We start from the raw sequence: 16065 nt of genomic DNA, 5'->3' as shown, positions 1-16065 counted from the left end.
CGCCCGCCTACGGGGTGACCGTGGCGCGGCCGGTCGCGGTGGCGATCTGGCGGGCGGCGGAGCGCAGCACGGTGCCCGGGTCGGCGCCGTTGTGCAGCACCTGGTTGACGGCGGTGGTGACGATGTCGCCGGCCTTGGAGTCGTCGGCGGTGCGCTCGACGGTGGGGATGGTGCGGGCCAGGTCGGCGAACAGCTTCATGGCGGGCTGGCCGCCGTAGTAGGGGGAGGGCTGCTGGAAGTACGGGTCGTCCAGGGCGGGGAGGAAGGCCGGGAAGAGGCCCTCGTGCTGCATCATCGAGGCCTGGTTGGCCTTGTCGGCGAGCAGGAAGGAGAGGAACGCCCAGGCCGTCTCGGGGTTCCCGCTCTGCGCGGGGATGCACAGGGTGGATCCGCCGCTGTTGGAGGTGCGGGGGCCGCCGGCGGTGAAGGCGGGCAGCGGGACGACGCCGAACTTGCCGGACAGGTCGGCCATGTCGGCGGTGAGGGTGCCGTCCCACCAGGCGGCGGTGGGGGTGGTGGCGGCCTTGCCGTCGTGGGTGCCGGAGACCAGGCCGTCCCAGCCGTTCTCGAAGTCGACCAGGTCGCGGTCGACCAGCTGCTTCAGCAGGGTGAGCGCCCGTTCGGCGGCGGGGGTGGCGACGGCGACCTTGCCGTCGACGAACCAGGACTGGCCCTGCTGCTGGAGGAGTTGGGCGAACAGGCTGTCCTGTTTGGAGTCCAGGATGAGCAGCTTCCTGCCCGTGGCGTTCTTGAGGGTCGTCCCGGCGGTGAGGTAGTCGTCCCAGGTGGCGAGGGTGGCGGGGTCGATCCCGGCCTGGTGGAAGTGGTCGCGGCGGTAGAAGAGGGCGCACGGTCCGCTGTCCCAGGGCAGCGCGAGGACCCGGCCCTTGGCGTCCGTCACGGTGCGCCATGCGGCCTCGGCGTACTGGGACTTGAGGCCTTCGGCCCGGCTACTGAGGTCGACCAGGGCGTTCGGGAAGTTGCCGATGTAGCTGGGGATCCGGCTGCCCTCGACGGTGAGGACGTCGGGCAGTCCGCTGCCGGCGCCGAGCCCGACCGTGATCTTGTCGTAGGCGTTGTCGTAGCCGATGTCGACCACCTCGACGGTGCTGCCGGGGTGGGCCTGTTCGAAGGCCTTGCCGAGCCGTTGCATGGCCTTGGCGGCGACGTCCCAGGACCAGATGGTGACCTTCCCGCCGACGGTGGCACCAGGGCCGCCGGTGAGCTTCCGGGCATCCGGGCCGCCCGCCCCGCCGGTGGCGCAGCCGGTGGCTCCGGCCGCCAGCAGGGCGCCGCCCGCGAGTCCGGCGCCGAGGAACCGGCGGCGGCCCAGGGCGGGGCCGGACTCCCGCTGCTCACAGGCGAGTTGGAGGGGTTTTCTGTGCCGGGTTTCTGCGGACATCTTGCCTCCCGACTGATGAATGCCGAATGCTGTATACAGAACTCAGCATGCACAGTGCCGTCAAGGCCTGTGACTGAAATCGCGGAAGGTACCAGGATGACCGCACGCGTTCCCCGGACCCACCCGTACGTCCCCAACTCCGCCCCCGAGGTGCGCGCCGCGATGCTCGCGGAGATCGGCGCCCGGGACGTCGAGGAGTTCTACGCCGACATCCCCGCCGAACTCCGGCTCGGCCGCCCGCTGCGGCTGCCGGCACCGTTCGACTCCGAGGCCCGGCTGGTCGCCCACCTGGAGGAGCTGCTCGCCCGCAACACCCCCGTGCCGCCCGGCCGTTCCTTCCTCGGGGCCGGCTGCTACCGGCACCACGTGCCCGCCGTGGTCGACGAGATCGTCAACCGCAGCGAGTTCCTCACCGCCTACGCCGGGGAGCCCTACGAGGACCACGGGCGCTTCCAGGCGCTCTGGGAGTACCAGTCCCTGATGGCCGAACTGCTGGCCGTCGAGGTGGTCAACGTGCCGACGTACGACGGCTTCCAGGCCGCCGCCACGGCCCTGCGGATGGCCGGCCGGGCCACCGGGCGGCGACGGCTGCTGCTGGTCGGCGACATCGACCCGGACCTGCTGTCCCGGATCCACGACTACGTCCGGGGCGTGCACCCGGTCGAGCCGGTGCCCGCCGAACCGAAGGCCGTCCGGGCCGCGCTCGCGACCGGCGACTGCGCCGCCGTGTTCGCGCAGCTGACCGACTTCTCCGGCCGGGTCGACCCCCGGCTCCCCGAGTACGTCGAACTCGCGCACACGGCAGGCGCGTTGGCGGTGGTGCAGGCCAACCCGATCAGCCTCGGCGTACTCGCCCCGCCCGCCGACCTCGGCGCCGACCTCACCTGCGGCGACCTCCAGCCGCTCGGCATCCACCCGAGCTTCGGCGGCGGCAACGCGGGCTTCATCGGCTCGGCCGACGACCAGCGCCTGGTGGCCGAGTACCCGAGCCGGCTGTTCGGCCTCGCCCCGACCGAGGTGCCCGGCGAGTACGGCTTCGGCGACGTCGCGTACGAGCGCACCTCCTTCGCGCTGCGCGAGGAGGGCAAGGAGTGGGTCGGCACCGCCGCCGCCCTGCACGGCATCGCCGCCGGGGCCTACCTCGCCCTGATGGGCCCGCACGGCATGCGCGAGCTCGGGGAGACCGTCCTCGCCAACACCGCCTACGCCCGGCAGCGCCTCGCCGGGGTGCCCGGGGTGGAGCTCGCCGAGCCGGAGGCGGTGCACTTCGCCGACTTCACCGTGCGCTACACCGGCGGGCCCGGCGCCGCCGCCGTCGCCGACGCGCTGCTCGCCCGCGGCCTGCACGGCGGCACCCCGGCCGGACCGCGCGAGGGCCGGTACTGCGTCACCGAGCTGCACACCCAGGCCGACATCGACCACCTCGCCGACGCGCTCGCGGAGATCACGAAGTGACGGGAGATCGTGAAGTGACCGACCATCGGACTGCCACGGCCGCCGAAGCGCGGATCGCCGCCAAACCCCCGCTGCGCCGCTTCCACCAGGCCCGCTGGGACGAGAAGCTGATCTTCGAGCTCGGCACCCCCGGCGAACGCGGCGTGCTCCCCCCGCTGCCCGAACCCGGCGTCACCGCCGCCGTCGGCGACCCGGCCGCCCGGCTGCCCGCCGCGCTGCGCCGCACCACCCCGGCCGCCCTGCCCGAACTCGGCCAGCAGCAGGTGCTCCGGCACTACCTGCGGCTCTCCCAGGAGAACCTGGGCGCCGACCTCAACGTGGACGTCGGCCAGGGCACCTGCACCATGAAGTACAGCCCCAAGGTCAACGACGGCTTCGTCCGCGACCCCCGGATCGCCGCCCTGCACCCCGCCCAGGACGCCTCCACCGTCCAGGGCGTCCTCGAACTCGCCCACCGCCTGGAGCAGTTGCTCAAGGAGATCTCCGGCATGGACCGGGTCAGCCTGCAACCGGGCGCCGGCAGCGCCGCGATCTGGACCAACGTCTCGGTGATCCGCGCCCACCACGCCGCCCGCGGCGAGGCGCAGCAGCGCGACGAGATCATCACCACCGCCTTCTCCCACCCCTCCAACGCCGCCTGCGCCAAGACCGCCGGCTACCGGGTGATCACCCTGCACCCGGACGCCGACGGCTACCCCGACATCGCGGCGCTGCGCGCCGCCGTCGGCCCGCGCACCGCCGCGCTGCTGATCACCAACCCCGAGGACACCGGCATCTACAACCCGCGGATCGCCGAGTTCGTCCGGATCGTGCACGCGGCCGGCGGCCTGTGCGCCTACGACCAGGCCAACGCCAACGGCATCCTGGGCATCACCCGCGCCCGCGAGGCCGGGTTCGACCTGTGCCACTTCAACCTGCACAAGACCTTCTCCACCCCGCACGCCTGCGGCGGACCGGCGGCCGGCGCCTGCGCGGTCACCGCCGAACTGGCGCCCTACCTGCCCTCCCCCACCGTGGAGTTCGACGGCGAGCGCTACCGGCTGGAGACCGACCGGCCGGAGTCGATCGGCAAGATCCGCCCCTACCTCGGCGTCGTCCCCAACCTGGTGCGCGCCTACGCCTGGATCATGTCGCTCGGCGCCGAGGGCCTGCGCACGGTCGCCGAGACCGCCGTGCTCAACAACAACTACCTGCTGCACCGGGTGAAGCGGATCCGCGGCGTCTCCGTCCCGTACGCCGAGGGCCGGCCGCGGGTCGAGCAGGTCCGGTACAGCTGGCAGCGGCTCAACGAGGACACCGGCCTGCACAGCGAGGACCTCGGCCACCGCGCCGCCGACTTCGGCACCCACTACTGGACCAGCCACCACCCGTACGTCGTCCCCGAGCCGATGACCCTGGAGCCCACCGAGTCCTACTCCCGCGCCGACCTGGACGAGTACGCGGCGATCCTGGCCGAGGTCGCCCGGGAGGCCTACGAGGACCCGGAGACGGTCCGGACCGCGCCACACCACTCCACCGTGCACCGGATCCGGCACGAGCCGCTGGACGACCCGGCGGTCTGGTCGGTCAGCTGGCGCGCCTACCGCCGCAAGGTCCTCGGCGAACAGCCTCCGGGCGAGCAACCGCGGGGCGAACAGCCGTGACGGCAACCCCGGTCGGGCTGGTGGTCAACCCGGTCGCCGGACTCGGCGGCCGGGTCGGCCTCAAGGGCAGCGACGGCCCCGAGGTCCAGCGGCGCGCGCTGGCGCTCGGGGCCCGCCCGGAGGCGCTGCGCCGAGCGGAGCTGACGGTCCGCCAACTCGCCGGCGTCCGCCTGCTCACCGTCGCGGGAGCGATGGGCGAGGACGCCGTCACCGGCCGGCCGGCCCGCGTGGTGCACCGGCCCGGTCCCGCGCCCACCACCGCCGCGGACACCCGGGCGGCCGTCCGCGCCCTGGTCGCGGCCGGCGCCGGGCTGCTGCTGTTCTGCGGCGGCGACGGCACCGCCCGGGACGTCCTGGACGCGCTCGGGCCGGACGCCGACGGGGTGCCCGTACTCGGCATCCCGGCCGGGGTGAAGATGCACTCCGCCGTCTTCGCCGTCCACCCGCACGCCGCCGCCGAGGTGGTCACCGCCTGGGCCCGCGGCGCCGTCCGCCTGGAAGCCGCCGAGGTGGTGGACCGGGATGAGGCGGCGCTGCGGGCGGGCCTGGTCCGCACCCGGCTGTACGGCCGGCTGACCGTCCCGGTGCTGCCCGCCCGCGTCCAGCAGCGCAAGACCGGCAGCGGCCTCCCCGCCCCGTCCACGATCGGCGGGATCGCCGCCGAGGTCGCCGAACGGGTCGGGCCCGGCGGCCTGCTGGTGCTCGGCCCCGGCACCACCACCCACGCCGTCGCCACCGCCCTCGGCGCCCCCGACACCAGCCTCACCGGCGTCGACCTGCTCCGCCTGCACGCCGACGCACCGCCTGCCGTCCTGCGTCGGGACGCCCGCGCCGACCAGCTGTGCGACCTGCCCGGCGCCCCCTGGATCGCCCTCTCCCCCATCGGCGGCCAGGGCTTCCTGCTCGGCCGCGGCAACCGGCAGCTCACCCCCGACCTGCTGCGCGCGGCCGGCCGGGACCGGCTGCTGGTCCTCGCCACCGAGGCCAAACTGGCGGCCCTGGCCGGCCGCCCGCTGCTGCTGGACACCGGTGAACCGGAGCTGGACCACGCCCTCGCCGGGCACGTCCGGGTGATCACCGGCCACCGCTCCGGCGCCGTCTACCGCCTGTCCGCCTGAACCCCGTCCGCCTGGCGCCCGTCCACCCGTCCACCTTTCCCCCCGCCCGCGAAGGAGTTCCCCATGATCGACCTGCACGGCAAGCGCGCCCTCGTCACCGGCGCCGCCTCCGGCATCGGCCTGGCCACCGCCGCCCTGCTCGCCGAACTCGGCGCGGCCGTCGTCCTCGCCGACCTCGACGCCGACCGCGGCGAGCGGGCGGCCAAGGAGACCGGCGGCACCTTCGTCCGCTGCGACGTCTCCCGGCGCGCGGACTGCGAGCGGGCCGTCCGCACCGCCGTCGACCACCACGGCGGCGTGGACGTGCTGTTCAACAACGCGGGCATCATCCGCCGGTCCACCGTCACCGAGATCACGGACGAGGACTGGGACCTGGTGATGGCCGTCAACGTCCGCTCGATCATGCTGCTCAGCGGACTCGTCGTCCCGCTGATGGCCGCGAACGGCGGCGGCAGCATCATCAACACCGGCTCCGGCTGGGGCATCAAGGGCGGCGGCCGGGCCGTCTCCTACTGCGCCTCCAAGGGCGCCGTGGTCAACATGACCCGGGCGATGGCCATCGACCACGGCCCGGACAACATCCGGGTCAACTGCGTCTGCCCCGGCGACACCAACACCGGCATGCTCGCCGAGGAGGCCCGCCAGCTCGGCGAGAGCGCCGCCGCGTTCTACGCCGACGCCGCCGACCGCCCGCTCGGCCGGATCGGCCAGCCCGGGGACATCGCCCGCACCGTCGCCTTCCTGGCCAGCGACGCCGCCGCCTTCGTCAGCGGCGCCGTCATCGCCGTGGACGGCGCCGGAACCGCCTGACCGGCCACGCCGTCCGGCCCGGCGGGGGCCGGACGGCGGCCGGTACTCTACGGGACGAACGAGGAAGGGAAGCCCGATGGCGATCGAGCGGCGTCCGCTGCGCGAGCAGGTGAAGGACGAACTGCTGGAACAGCTCGGCCGCGGCCGGTTCACCCCCGGCGAGTCGATCAACGAGGTCCAGCTCGCCGAGGAACTGGGCGTCAGCAGGACCCCCCTGCGCGAGGCGCTGATCAGCCTGGAGCGCGAGGGCATCATCACCAGCGAGCGCGGCAAGGGCTTCCGCTTCGCACCCACCGGCAAGCAGGAGTTCCTCGACCTCACGGCCATCGTGATCGCCCTGGAGTCGCTCGCCCTGCGCACCTCCGACCCGGCCCACCTGTCCGCGATCGCCCCCAGGCTCCTCGCCGAGGCCCGCGCCTTCTCCGCCCCCCAGGCCCCGCACGGCACCATAGAGCGCCACGACGACGCCTGGCACGCCCTGTTGCTCTCCGGCTGCGCCAACACCCGGCTGCGCGACATGATCGACTCGCTGAAACTGACCCTGCACCGCTACGAGCGGGTCGTGGTCGGCGACGACGAGATCCTCCGCCGCGCCGCCGAGGAGCACGAGCGCATCGCCCAGTGCCTCCTCGACGGCGACCTCGACCAGGCCGTCGTCGCCCTGGAGGCCAACTGGACCAGCGGCATGGCCCGCATCCTCGAACGCCTCCCCCCGGTCGGCGCCCGCTGAGGCATCCCCCCACCCCCCGCCGCAGAGCTCCCGCTCGACCAGCCCGGCGCCACGCCCTACGCCCCTGGCCGGAGCCCGCCCGCGACCTCCGGCCGATTGCCACTCGTCCCACCCGGCGCAGCATGATGGCGCCCATGTGGGGCAAGTGGATCAACTGCCGGGTCCGGCCCGGCGCACGCGCGGACTTCGCCGCCGGACAGCGCCGCTGGTCGGCGATCGCGGACCAGCCCGGGCTGCTCGGGCAACTGGGCGGCTGGGACGGCACCGGCCGCCGGGCCCTGCTGTACGCCCTCTGGGCGGACCGGGCCGGGTACGACCGCTTCCTGCGCGAGCGCCACGACGCGATCGCCACCGAGGCCGCCCAGCAGGGCAGTTGGGAATCGATCCGGGTCGCCGCCGGCCCCGTCGTCCAGGCCTTCCCCGGCACGGCCCCCACCCTCCCGGACGCCCTCCGGCACGCCACCGTGCTGCGCGCCGCCGACTGCCGCCTCCACCCGGGCCGCGCCGAGCACTTCCTCGCCGTCCAACGCGACGTCTGGGCCCCCGGCATGGCCGCGGCCGGCGGCCTCCTCGCGGGCACCGTCACCCGCCTCGCCGCCGACCGCTACCTGGTCACCACCCTCTGGACCTCCCCCGAGGCCCACACCGCCTACACCACCCACGCCTTCCCCGCCCTGCGCGCCCGCGCGGACGTCCCCGTCGATGTCGCCACCCTGACCGGCCACGTCGTACCGCTGGAACCCAGCTGGCACGTCGGGTGGGCGGGATCGTCCGTCGGCTCCCTCACCGGAGTTCGACGGTGACGCCGTACTCGCGCAGGAGGTTCACGGTCAGCTCGAAGTAGGACAGACCGCCGCAATGGTGCAGGACGTGTCCGGCGAGGGCGTCGCGGGCGATGTCGGCGTGGTGCCAGACGAGGGTGAACGGGGGCACGACGGAGAACCCGCCGGCCAGGCAGTCCGTCATCGCGTCCAGGTCCCTGCCGTAGTTGGCGCCGGGGCCGAGCAGGGCTTCGCCGAGCGCCAGGAGCAAGCCGGCCCGGTCGGTGACGTGCTGTCCGTCCAGGTGGTACGTCCCGCCGGAGAGGCCCTCCGGCCCGTACGGGCCTCCGTGGGTGAGGTCCAGCCACGCGGACCGGCCCTCGGCGTCGAACCGCGCCCACTGGCCGGGCCGCGTGGGAACACCGTCGGACCAGACCTCCCGGACCGCGCGGGCGGCCAGGGTGGGGCGGTCGTCGCCGGGGTCGGTGACGGTGACGTCGATCAGGGCTCCGCCGAGAACGGACGGGCGTGCCTCGACAATATCCAGGTCGAGGCGGTGCCTGGTCATCGTCCGGCCGTGGCGGTCGATGCACCGGAGCGTGATCGGGTCGCCCTGCTGCGGAAGGGGACGGCGCAGCAGGGCCAGGAGCGGTGCGGCGGGTTCGCAGCCGATCAGCTGCACGGGCCGGGTGGGTCGCCGCGGGCGCGGGGTGAGCAGGCCGTCGATGGAACGGCAACCGCCCGACGGGCTGTCCCCCCGGATCGAGGGGAACCACAGGTCGAACCGCGGACTCGAAGGCAGCCGCCTGCCGCCCCAGAAGTCGTCCTCCCTGACGCCAGTGCCCACGACGATGTCCACGCACCCGGGATCGCCCGGCGTGGGCCACTGGGCCAGGACGGCCGTGCCCTCCAGGTCCCAGAAGCGGGCCGGCCCGTCGTTCGAGGGGTCCTCAGGCTCGATCGAGAGCATTCCGTCCCCCAGCAGCCGCACCGGTTCGGCGCCGGCCGCCACGGCCTGGACCAGCAGGCTCCCGCGCGGGCAGCCGCGCAGCGTCAGGACCTCTCGCGGCAGCGGCAGCGGGTCCGTGAACAGGCCCTCGACCTCCGCGCACCGCCCCCACAGCACGCCCTCCCCCTCACCGTCGATGTCCTCCCGCACCAGGAGGTACCGGACCGGGAAGTCCCGCTCCCACCCCGCGTGTTCCTCGGACCGCACGCTTCTCCCCCGCTACCCGGCCGTCTCGGCGCGCCAACCCTACGGCTCGCCGACGCCGACGCCCGCCGAATATCGCGCGCCCGGAACAACCCTCCTCGCCGGTCCTGCCGTAACCGGCCCGACGACCCCATGGCTCAGCTCACCACCGGCACACCCTCCGGCCGGCCCGCGAGCAGCGCGGCGACGTGGTCGGCGCAGCGCAGTGCGGCCTCCGTCATGGCGCTCCTGGTCATCCCGGCGACGTGCGGGGTGAGCAGGGCGTTGGGCAGCCCGGAGAGCGGTGAGGCGAAGGCGGCGTGCTCGTGGGCGAAGGTGTCCACGGCGGCCGCCGCCAGTGGGTGGGCCGGGTCGCGGAGGGCGTCGGCGAGGGCCTGCTCGTCGACGATGCCGCCGCGGGCGGTGTTGAGCAGGATCGAACCGGGCCGCATGCGGGCCAGTTCGGCGCGGCCGATCAGCCCCCGGGTGTCCGGGGTGAGCGGCACGTGCAGGGAGACCACGTCGCTGGTGGCGAGCAGGGCGTCCAGGCCCGCTACCGACCGCACGGTGGCGAGGGCCGGGTGCCGGGTGAGGGCCTGGACGTTCAGGCCCAGCGCCGTGGCCCGCTCGGCCAGGACCCGTCCGATCCGGCCCAGCCCGACGATGCCCAGGGTCAGCTCCGACAGCCCGACCGCGGGCGCGCCGGGCGAGGTCCAACGGCCCTGCTGTGCGGCCTCGTTGTACGGCACCAGGTTCCTGGTCAGGGCGAGCAGCTGGGCCAGCGCGAACTCGGCGACGGCGTTCGCGTTCGAGCCGGGCGTATGGGTGACCGTGACCCCGAACCGGGCGGCGGCGGCCAGGTCGACGTGGTCCGTGCCCGCCCCCGCCCGTCCGACCACCCGCAGCCGGTGCGCCACCCCGGTCTGCGTCGCCGCCGCGAGGAGCGCGGAGCCCAGCGGCACGCCCGCCCGGGACTTGAGCGCGTGGAAGCCCAGCCCACCGCGCGTCAGCTCGGCGCGCAGCGCCGCCTCGTCGAACAGGTCGACGTCGGTGAACTCCACCCGCCCCGCCCACCGGGCCGTGACCCCCGCAGGATCCGCCACCCGCCGCAGGTTCAACGTGACGGCCAGACCGTGCCCGACCAGGCGCTCCAGCTCCCGGTCGAGCAACTCCCCCGGCGCCGCGTCCAGCACCAGCAGCCGCTTCGGCCCCACGGCCACCACCCCCTCACGCCCCTGTCTGCCAGCAGTGTGCGGGCGCCCCCGATCGTGCCAGGTGCCACTGACACCCCCGCGCCTCCCCGAGTTCCACAGCTCTCCCGCCACCGACCTCCACATGCGGCCCGCCCCGGTAAAGGGCTCTCCCCCGGCACCGCCCGCCCGCTGTCTGACCTGGCAGGATCTGCCGCCATGACGCACCACGAGACGCCCGCGCCGGCCGCCGGCCACTCGCACCGGCGGGGTGGCCGGGCCGGCGGTCGCCGGACTCCGCGCGGGAAGAACGACGTGCCGTGGCCCCGGCGGCCGGTGCTGACGGCGTTGTGGATCCCGGCCGCCGCCGCGCTGCTCCCCGTCGGCGGGGCGCTCGGCGCGTTCGGGCCGTGGTTCATCCTGCCCTCGCTGGCCCTGGCCCTGACCGGTGGGGCGGGCCTGGTCTACGCCGTGCTGTCCCTGGGGCAGTCCGCGGTGGTGCGGGGCCCGGCGCTGGCGCTGCTGCTCGCCCCGCTGATCGCCGTCCCGCTGATGAGCCTGAACACCACCCAGGCCACCGTGCTCTCCCTGCGGGGCACCGCGCACCCGGGCACCGTCACGGGCGTCACGGTGCACCACGGCAAGGGCACCAGCTACTCCTGCACCGTGCGCTACGACGACGCCCCGGCGCGCAGCCGGTCCGTGTCCTGCGGGTCGTTCGACGCGGCGGGCGAGCGGGTGAGCGTCACCGAGGATCCGGACGGCCTGGTGGACCCGGAGTTCACCGCAGCCGCCGAGAACCCCCGGTTCGACTTCGCCATGGTGGGCCTCGCCGACCTGTCCCTGCTGCTCATCGCCGGTGTCGCAGCCGGCGTGGGTGCGCTGGTCCACCTGCTGCGGGGGCGGCGAAATCCCGTTGCGCCGGCGGCGGGGTGACGACCATGATCCGTGAATGGAGCTGACGGAGCTGACGGAGACGGCCGAGCCGGAGATCGACCTGGGCGAGGTGCTGCTGCGCCGTTTCCGCGGCGAGGCGGACTTCCCCGAGCTCTTCCGGGTCATCGAGGAGTCGGTGGAGCACCTGCGGCCCTGGATGCCGTGGGTCGCGGAGCACAGCGAGGCCAAGACCGCCGAGTTCCTGGCCGAGCGGCCGGGGAAGTGGGAGAGCGGCCAGGACTTCACCTACGCGATCCTGCTGGACGGCGCGATCGTCGGCGCCTGCGGGCTCTTCCGGCGCGCGGACACCGCCGACCACGGCCGGGAGATCGGCTACTGGCTGCACCCGTCCGCCACCGGCCGCGGCATCGCCACCCGTACCGCCCGGGCGCTGGCCGACCAGGCCTTCCGGCTCCCCGGCGTGGACTTCGTCGAGATCGTGCACGACCCGGCCAACCTCGCCAGCGGCGCCGTCCCGGCCCGCCTCGGCTTCACCGAGCACGCCCGCCGCCCGGCGAAGGCGATCGCCCCCGCCGAGACCGGCGAGGAGCAGATCTGGCGGCTCCACCGCAGCTGACCGACCGGCCCTGCGGCCGGCGAGGGCCCGGCGGCCCGCAGCCGTGGGGGAATGCGTGCGGACCGCCGGGCGGCGCCGGTCGGACGGGACGATCCGGCCCGGCGCCGTGGGAACGAACGCGACCGGAGACTCACGCCTCCGTGCGGAGCGCCCCATTTCGAACCCCGCAGACCGGCCGCATACCCTCTGCTGCGACCTTGCGCGTTCGTTCCCACGCCCAGGAGACTCGGCGTCGGCGCGACGGATAACACTTTTCTCCCCGGCCCCTCCGGCGCCCTTGATCGTCTACCCTCGGCTCCGACCCCCGACCCCCGACCGCCGGGCCCCGCACCCCCGCCCCCGTACCCCCGCCCCCGTACCCCCGCCCCTCGGCGGCGACGACGAGAAAGCCGAGCCCCACCGTGCCGAACGCCCCCGTGATCCGCAGCGACGCCCCCGGCTCCTTCGCCTGGGGCGTCTTCCACGAGCGCCACCCCGAGCTGGTCCGCCGGGTCCTCGGCGCCCTGCCGTACGGCCCGGACCAGCGGGCGGCCGTGGAACGGCTGCTCACCGAGAGCACCAGCGGCGTCCTGGAGCCGCCGGCCGCGGACGGCCCGGACGCCGCCCGCTGGCTGGCGTGGGGCGAGGGGCTGTGGGGCAGGCCGTGGGGCGAGGCGCCGTTCCTGTGGGCGGAGAGCTGGTTCTACCACCGGCTGCTCGACGCCACCGGGTACTTCGGGCCCGGCGCCTGGCAGGGCGTCGACCCGTTCGCCCCGTTCAAGGACGCCGAACTGGCCGGACCGGCCGTCGACGAGGAACTGGCCGCGCTCGACGGGCTCGACGCCCTGCCGGAGCCGCGCCGGACGGACGCGCTGCTGCGGTCCGCGCTGTGGGGCAACCGCGCCGACCTCAGTTTCCAGCTCACCGCCGAGCCGGGCAGCGGCCCGGCCGACGCCGACCTGCTCGCCGACGACAGCGCGCTGCTGCGGGCCGAGTTGCAGCGGGCCGGCGGCCGGCGGGTCTGCGTCATCGCGGACAACGCGGGCCGGGAACTGCTGCCGGACCTCGTCCTGATCGACCACCTGCTGAGCACCGGCCCGGTCGCCGAGGTCGTCCTCCACGTGAAGCCGCAGCCGTACTTCGTCTCGGACGCGACCACGGCCGACGCCCTCGCCGCGGTCGAGCGCCTGCGCACCGCGCCGTCACCGGCGGCCGGGGCCGTCGGCCGCCGCCTGTGGCGGGCGTTGGAGAGCGGCGCGCTCACGATCCGCACCCACCCGTTCTTCTGCGCCCCGCTCCCGTACCACGACCTGCCGGACGACCTGCGGTCCGAACTCGCGGGCGCCGCGCTGACGATCCTCAAGGGCGACCTCAACTACCGCCGCCTGGTGGGCGACCGCGACTGGCCGCCGACCACCCCGTTCCGCACGGCGGCCGAGCACTTCCCCTCGCCCGTCGCCGCCCTGCGCACCTTGAAGTCGGACGTGGTCGTCGGCCTCGCCCCCACCACCGTCGCCCAGCTCGACGCCACCGGCGCCCCGTGGCGCACCACCGGCCGCCACGCCGTCATCCAGGTCCGCACGCACCGGTAGCCGGGGCTCCCACGCCGGCGCGGCACCGGTTCCGGGCCCGGGTCTTCGCCCCGGTACGGTGTGACCGACCGTCACCCGAGCCCGTCAGCACGTCAGCCCGTCCGTACGCCAACACATCAGTACGTCAGTACGTCCGTACGTCAGCACCGAAGGAGCCGACCCCCATGGCCGAGCAGCACACCACCGCCGGCCGGGGCCGCGCCCATGACCTGGTGTCGGCCGCGCTGGAGCGCGCCGCCGCCGTCGGGCACCTCAACGCCTTCATCACGCTCGACGCCGAGGGGGCGCTCGCGCAGGCCGCCCGCAGCGACGAACGCCGTGCCGCCCGGGTCGGCGGCCCGGCTCCGTGGTCCCTGGTCGTCAAGGACAACACCCACGTCGCCGGCCTGCCCAACACCGCGGGCACCCCGGCGCTCACCGGCTTTGTGCCCGCCGCCGACGCGCCCGTGGTGGCGGCGCTGCGGTCGGCCGGGGCGATTGTGCTGGGCAAGACGAACATGCACGAGCTCTCCCTGGGCGCCACCTCGTGCAACCACACCTTCGGCGCGGTCGGCAACGCCACCGACCCGGCCCTGTTCGCGGGCGGCAGCAGCGGCGGTACGGCCGTCGCGGTGGCGGCGGGCGTGGCGGAGGCCGGGCTCGGCACCGACACCGGCGGGTCGGTCACCATCCCGGCCGCGCTCAACGGCGTCTACGGCCTGCGGCCCAGCGCCGGGCGCTACTCCTCGGCGGGGGTCACCCCGCTGTCCACCACCCGGGACACCCCCGGCCTGATGGCCCGTACCCTGGAGCGCCTCACCACGCTCGACGCCCTGGTCACCGGAGCCCCCGCCAGTCCGCCCGCCCCGCCCGCCCTCGCCGACCCGGTGCGCCCGCTGCGGCTCGGCCTGCCGAGGCAGGTGTTCACCGAGGACCTGGAGGACCCGGTCCGTACGGCCTGGGAGCAGGCCGTCGACCGCCTCACCTCCGCGCGGACCGAGTGGGTGCCGGTGGACACGGCGCACCTGGTCGAGTACGACGACCGGATCGGATTCCCGCTGGTCTTCGGCGAGTTCGCCACCGCCCTGGGCCGCTATCTGGCGGAGCACGGCGCGGGGCTCGGCCCGGCCGAACTGATCGCCGCGGTCGGCGACCCGGACATGGCGGCGCTGCTCGGGGCCGCCGCCCTGCCCGGCTCTCCCGGGTACCCGGGAGAGGCCGGTCTGCGCGGTGCGCTCGCCACCCGCAGCACCCTCCAGGAGGCCTACGCCGAGCTGTTCACCGCGCACGGCCTGGACGCGCTGCTGAGCCCGACCGTCCCGGTGTGCGCCCGGCCGCTGCGCCGGTACGAGGACAGCCTCCCGCTCAACGGCCGGGACGTGCCCACCTTCCAGACCCTGATCCGCAACACCTCCCCGGCGGCCACCTCGGGCCTGCCCTCGGTGACGATCCCGCTCCCGGTCAGCGGCTCCGCCCCGGTCGGCGTCCAGCTCATCGGGCCCCGGCTGGCCGACCGTGAGCTGCTCGCCACGGCCGCCCGGGTCGACGCCGTCCTCCGGTGCCGGTGAGCACGGCGCGCTGAGCCGAACCGCGTCGCACGGCGGGGTTCGCACGCCGGGTCCGTACCTCCGACGCCGTCTCAGGACGTCTGTACCGGAACCGTCCGCGGTCCGCATACTTCCGGTCAGCGCCCGTCAGGAGCAGCTCGTCCCGTGCCGCTCCCGGAGGCGCCACCCCCAGGGCCCGCCCCCAGGAGGAAGACCATGCGCAGGACCGCCGCCCGCATCCCCGGGACCACCGCACTGCTCGCCCTGCTGACCGCCACCGCCCTCACCGCCCCCTCCCCCGGCGCCGCCGCCGCGACCGCGACCGCGACAGCGCTCACTCGCACCGCCGCCGGGGCCGAGCGGCTCGCCGCGGTCAGCGAGGCCGTCCTGAACGCCGAGGTGGACGGGACGGCCTGGTACGTCGACCGGGCCGGCGGCCGGGTCGTGGTGACCGCCGACAGCACCGTCTCCCCGGCCGCGCTCACCGAACTCGTGCGCGCCGTCGGCCCCGACGCGCCCGCCCTGACCGTCCAGCGCGTCCCCGGACGGTTCACCCCGCTGCTGGCCGCCGGCGACGCCGTCTACGGCGGCCGCTACCGCTGCTCGCTCGGCTTCAACGTGGCCGACGGCGGCGCCCACTACTTCCTCACCGCCGGGCACTGCGGGAACGTCGCCGCCACCTGGTACGCGGACGGCGCCCACCGCACCGCGATCGGCCCGACCCTCGCCTCCACCTTCCCCGGCCACGACTACGCGCTGGTCCGCTACGACAACGAAGCGCTCGACCACCCCGGCGGGTTCACCTCCGCCCCCGACGCGTACGTGGGCGAGGCGGTCACCCGCACCGGGTCGACCTCCGGCACCCACACCGGCACGGTCACCGGCCTCGACGCCACCGTCCGCTACACCGGCGGCGGGACGGTCCGCGGCCTGATCCAGACCGACGTCTGCGCCGAGCCGGGTGACTCCGGCGGCCCGCTGTACGAGGGCGACAAGGCGCTCGGTCTGACCTCCGGCGGCAGCGGGGACTGCACCACCGGCGGGACGACCTTCTTCCAGCCGGTGAACGCGGCCCTCGCCGCGTACGACGTCAGCGTCTACTGACGCCGGTGCACTGAGCCTCCCACTGACGCGTTCCACCGACGCACCGGCCG

14 protein-coding genes are annotated in these 16065 nt (G+C 75.0%); 11 read left to right on the top strand and 3 right to left on the bottom strand.

Translation table 11 applies throughout. The annotated features are described in order from the left end of the window. Positions 1-7: 7 nt before the first annotated feature. Entirely contained in the window at positions 8-1402 is a 1395-nt protein-coding gene (locus tag ACFXOZ_RS25765; protein WP_380592893.1) for an ABC transporter substrate-binding protein, read from the bottom strand. Between the two features lie 96 nt (positions 1403-1498). On the opposite strand from ACFXOZ_RS25765, the gene gcvPA reads away from it, so the two are divergent. The 6 genes from gcvPA to ACFXOZ_RS25735 all read left to right on the top strand — a co-directional run bounded on the left by gcvPA (position 1499) and on the right by ACFXOZ_RS25735 (position 7961). Then, complete coding sequence (gene gcvPA / locus ACFXOZ_RS25760; protein ID WP_380527235.1) at positions 1499-2857, top strand: aminomethyl-transferring glycine dehydrogenase subunit GcvPA; 1359 nt, start codon at positions 1499-1501, stop codon at positions 2855-2857. 14 nt (positions 2858-2871) lie between these two features. Further along, positions 2872-4500 (top strand): aminomethyl-transferring glycine dehydrogenase subunit GcvPB, encoded by a 1629-nt coding sequence (gene gcvPB, locus ACFXOZ_RS25755; RefSeq protein WP_380592891.1) that lies wholly within the window; start codon positions 2872-2874, stop codon positions 4498-4500. Then, positions 4497-5618 carry an ATP-NAD kinase family protein gene (locus tag ACFXOZ_RS25750; RefSeq protein WP_380592889.1) on the top strand — a complete coding sequence of 374 codons (1122 nt, stop codon included), beginning with the start codon at positions 4497-4499 and terminating at the stop codon, positions 5616-5618. Before gcvPB ends, ACFXOZ_RS25750 begins: the two co-directional genes overlap by 4 nt. A 63-nt stretch (positions 5619-5681) precedes the next feature. After that, the gene (locus ACFXOZ_RS25745; protein WP_380592887.1) at positions 5682-6428 is read left to right on the top strand and encodes an SDR family NAD(P)-dependent oxidoreductase; all 747 of its coding nucleotides are present in this window, start codon (positions 5682-5684) and stop codon (positions 6426-6428) included. A gap of 76 nt (positions 6429-6504) precedes the next feature. Beyond that, the gene (locus tag ACFXOZ_RS25740) at positions 6505-7158 is read left to right on the top strand and encodes a GntR family transcriptional regulator (protein ID WP_380527241.1); all 654 of its coding nucleotides are present in this window, start codon (positions 6505-6507) and stop codon (positions 7156-7158) included. A gap of 122 nt (positions 7159-7280) precedes the next feature. After that, positions 7281-7961, top strand: a complete 681-nt coding sequence (locus ACFXOZ_RS25735; protein ID WP_380592885.1) for a DUF4937 domain-containing protein — start codon at positions 7281-7283, stop codon at positions 7959-7961. Here the strand turns inward: ACFXOZ_RS25735 and ACFXOZ_RS25730 are convergent. After that, on the bottom strand, positions 7942-9135 hold the full coding sequence (locus ACFXOZ_RS25730) for a barstar family protein (protein ID WP_380592883.1): 1194 nt from the start codon (positions 9133-9135) through the stop codon (positions 7942-7944). The genes ACFXOZ_RS25735 and ACFXOZ_RS25730 overlap by 20 nt on opposite strands. A gap of 134 nt (positions 9136-9269) precedes the next feature. Beyond that, entirely contained in the window at positions 9270-10325 is a 1056-nt protein-coding gene (locus ACFXOZ_RS25725; RefSeq protein ID WP_380592881.1) for an NAD(P)-dependent oxidoreductase, read from the bottom strand. 195 nt (positions 10326-10520) lie between these two features. On the opposite strand from ACFXOZ_RS25725, the gene ACFXOZ_RS25720 reads away from it, so the two are divergent. The 5 genes from ACFXOZ_RS25720 (at position 10521) to ACFXOZ_RS25700 (ending at position 16015) form a co-directional block, all read left to right on the top strand. After that, positions 10521-11237, top strand: a complete 717-nt coding sequence (locus ACFXOZ_RS25720; RefSeq protein ID WP_380592879.1) for a hypothetical protein — start codon at positions 10521-10523, stop codon at positions 11235-11237. A gap of 16 nt (positions 11238-11253) precedes the next feature. Beyond that, positions 11254-11814 (top strand): GNAT family N-acetyltransferase, encoded by a 561-nt coding sequence (locus ACFXOZ_RS25715; RefSeq protein ID WP_380592877.1) that lies wholly within the window; start codon positions 11254-11256, stop codon positions 11812-11814. Between the two features lie 401 nt (positions 11815-12215). After that, a complete protein-coding gene (locus ACFXOZ_RS25710; protein WP_380592875.1) occupies positions 12216-13385 on the top strand; it encodes a damage-control phosphatase ARMT1 family protein in 1170 nt (389 codons plus the stop codon). Positions 13386-13549: 164 nt separating this feature from the next. Further along, positions 13550-14932 carry an amidase family protein gene (locus tag ACFXOZ_RS25705; RefSeq protein WP_380592873.1) on the top strand — a complete coding sequence of 461 codons (1383 nt, stop codon included), beginning with the start codon at positions 13550-13552 and terminating at the stop codon, positions 14930-14932. Between the two features lie 195 nt (positions 14933-15127). Next, positions 15128-16015, top strand: coding sequence for a S1 family peptidase (locus tag ACFXOZ_RS25700; protein ID WP_380592871.1), 888 nt, complete (start codon positions 15128-15130; stop codon positions 16013-16015). Positions 16016-16065: the final 50 nt, after the last annotated feature.

Origin of the sequence: Kitasatospora sp. NPDC059160, assembly GCF_042755465.1 — a bacterium.
Classification (GTDB): domain Bacteria; phylum Actinomycetota; class Actinomycetes; order Streptomycetales; family Streptomycetaceae; genus Kitasatospora.
This window is presented reverse-complemented; position numbering and strand designations above follow the sequence as displayed.

Bases quoted from the DNA above. Each gene is read 5' to 3' on its own strand.
- ACFXOZ_RS25705 (WP_380592873.1), top strand. From the start codon at position 13,550: ATGGCCGAGCAGCACACCACCGCCGGCCGGGGCCGCGCCCATGACCTG.
- ACFXOZ_RS25735 (WP_380592885.1), top strand. From the start codon at position 7,281: ATGATGGCGCCCATGTGGGGCAAGTGGATCAACTGCCGGGTCCGGCCC.
- ACFXOZ_RS25715 (WP_380592877.1), top strand. From the start codon at position 11,254: ATGGAGCTGACGGAGCTGACGGAGACGGCCGAGCCGGAGATCGACCTG.
- gcvPA (WP_380527235.1), top strand. From the start codon at position 1,499: ATGACCGCACGCGTTCCCCGGACCCACCCGTACGTCCCCAACTCCGCC.
- ACFXOZ_RS25720 (WP_380592879.1), top strand. From the start codon at position 10,521: ATGACGCACCACGAGACGCCCGCGCCGGCCGCCGGCCACTCGCACCGG.
- ACFXOZ_RS25740 (WP_380527241.1), top strand. From the start codon at position 6,505: ATGGCGATCGAGCGGCGTCCGCTGCGCGAGCAGGTGAAGGACGAACTG.
- ACFXOZ_RS25700 (WP_380592871.1), top strand. From the start codon at position 15,128: ATGCGCAGGACCGCCGCCCGCATCCCCGGGACCACCGCACTGCTCGCC.
- ACFXOZ_RS25745 (WP_380592887.1), top strand. From the start codon at position 5,682: ATGATCGACCTGCACGGCAAGCGCGCCCTCGTCACCGGCGCCGCCTCC.
- ACFXOZ_RS25765 (WP_380592893.1), bottom strand. From the start codon at position 1,402: ATGTCCGCAGAAACCCGGCACAGAAAACCCCTCCAACTCGCCTGTGAG.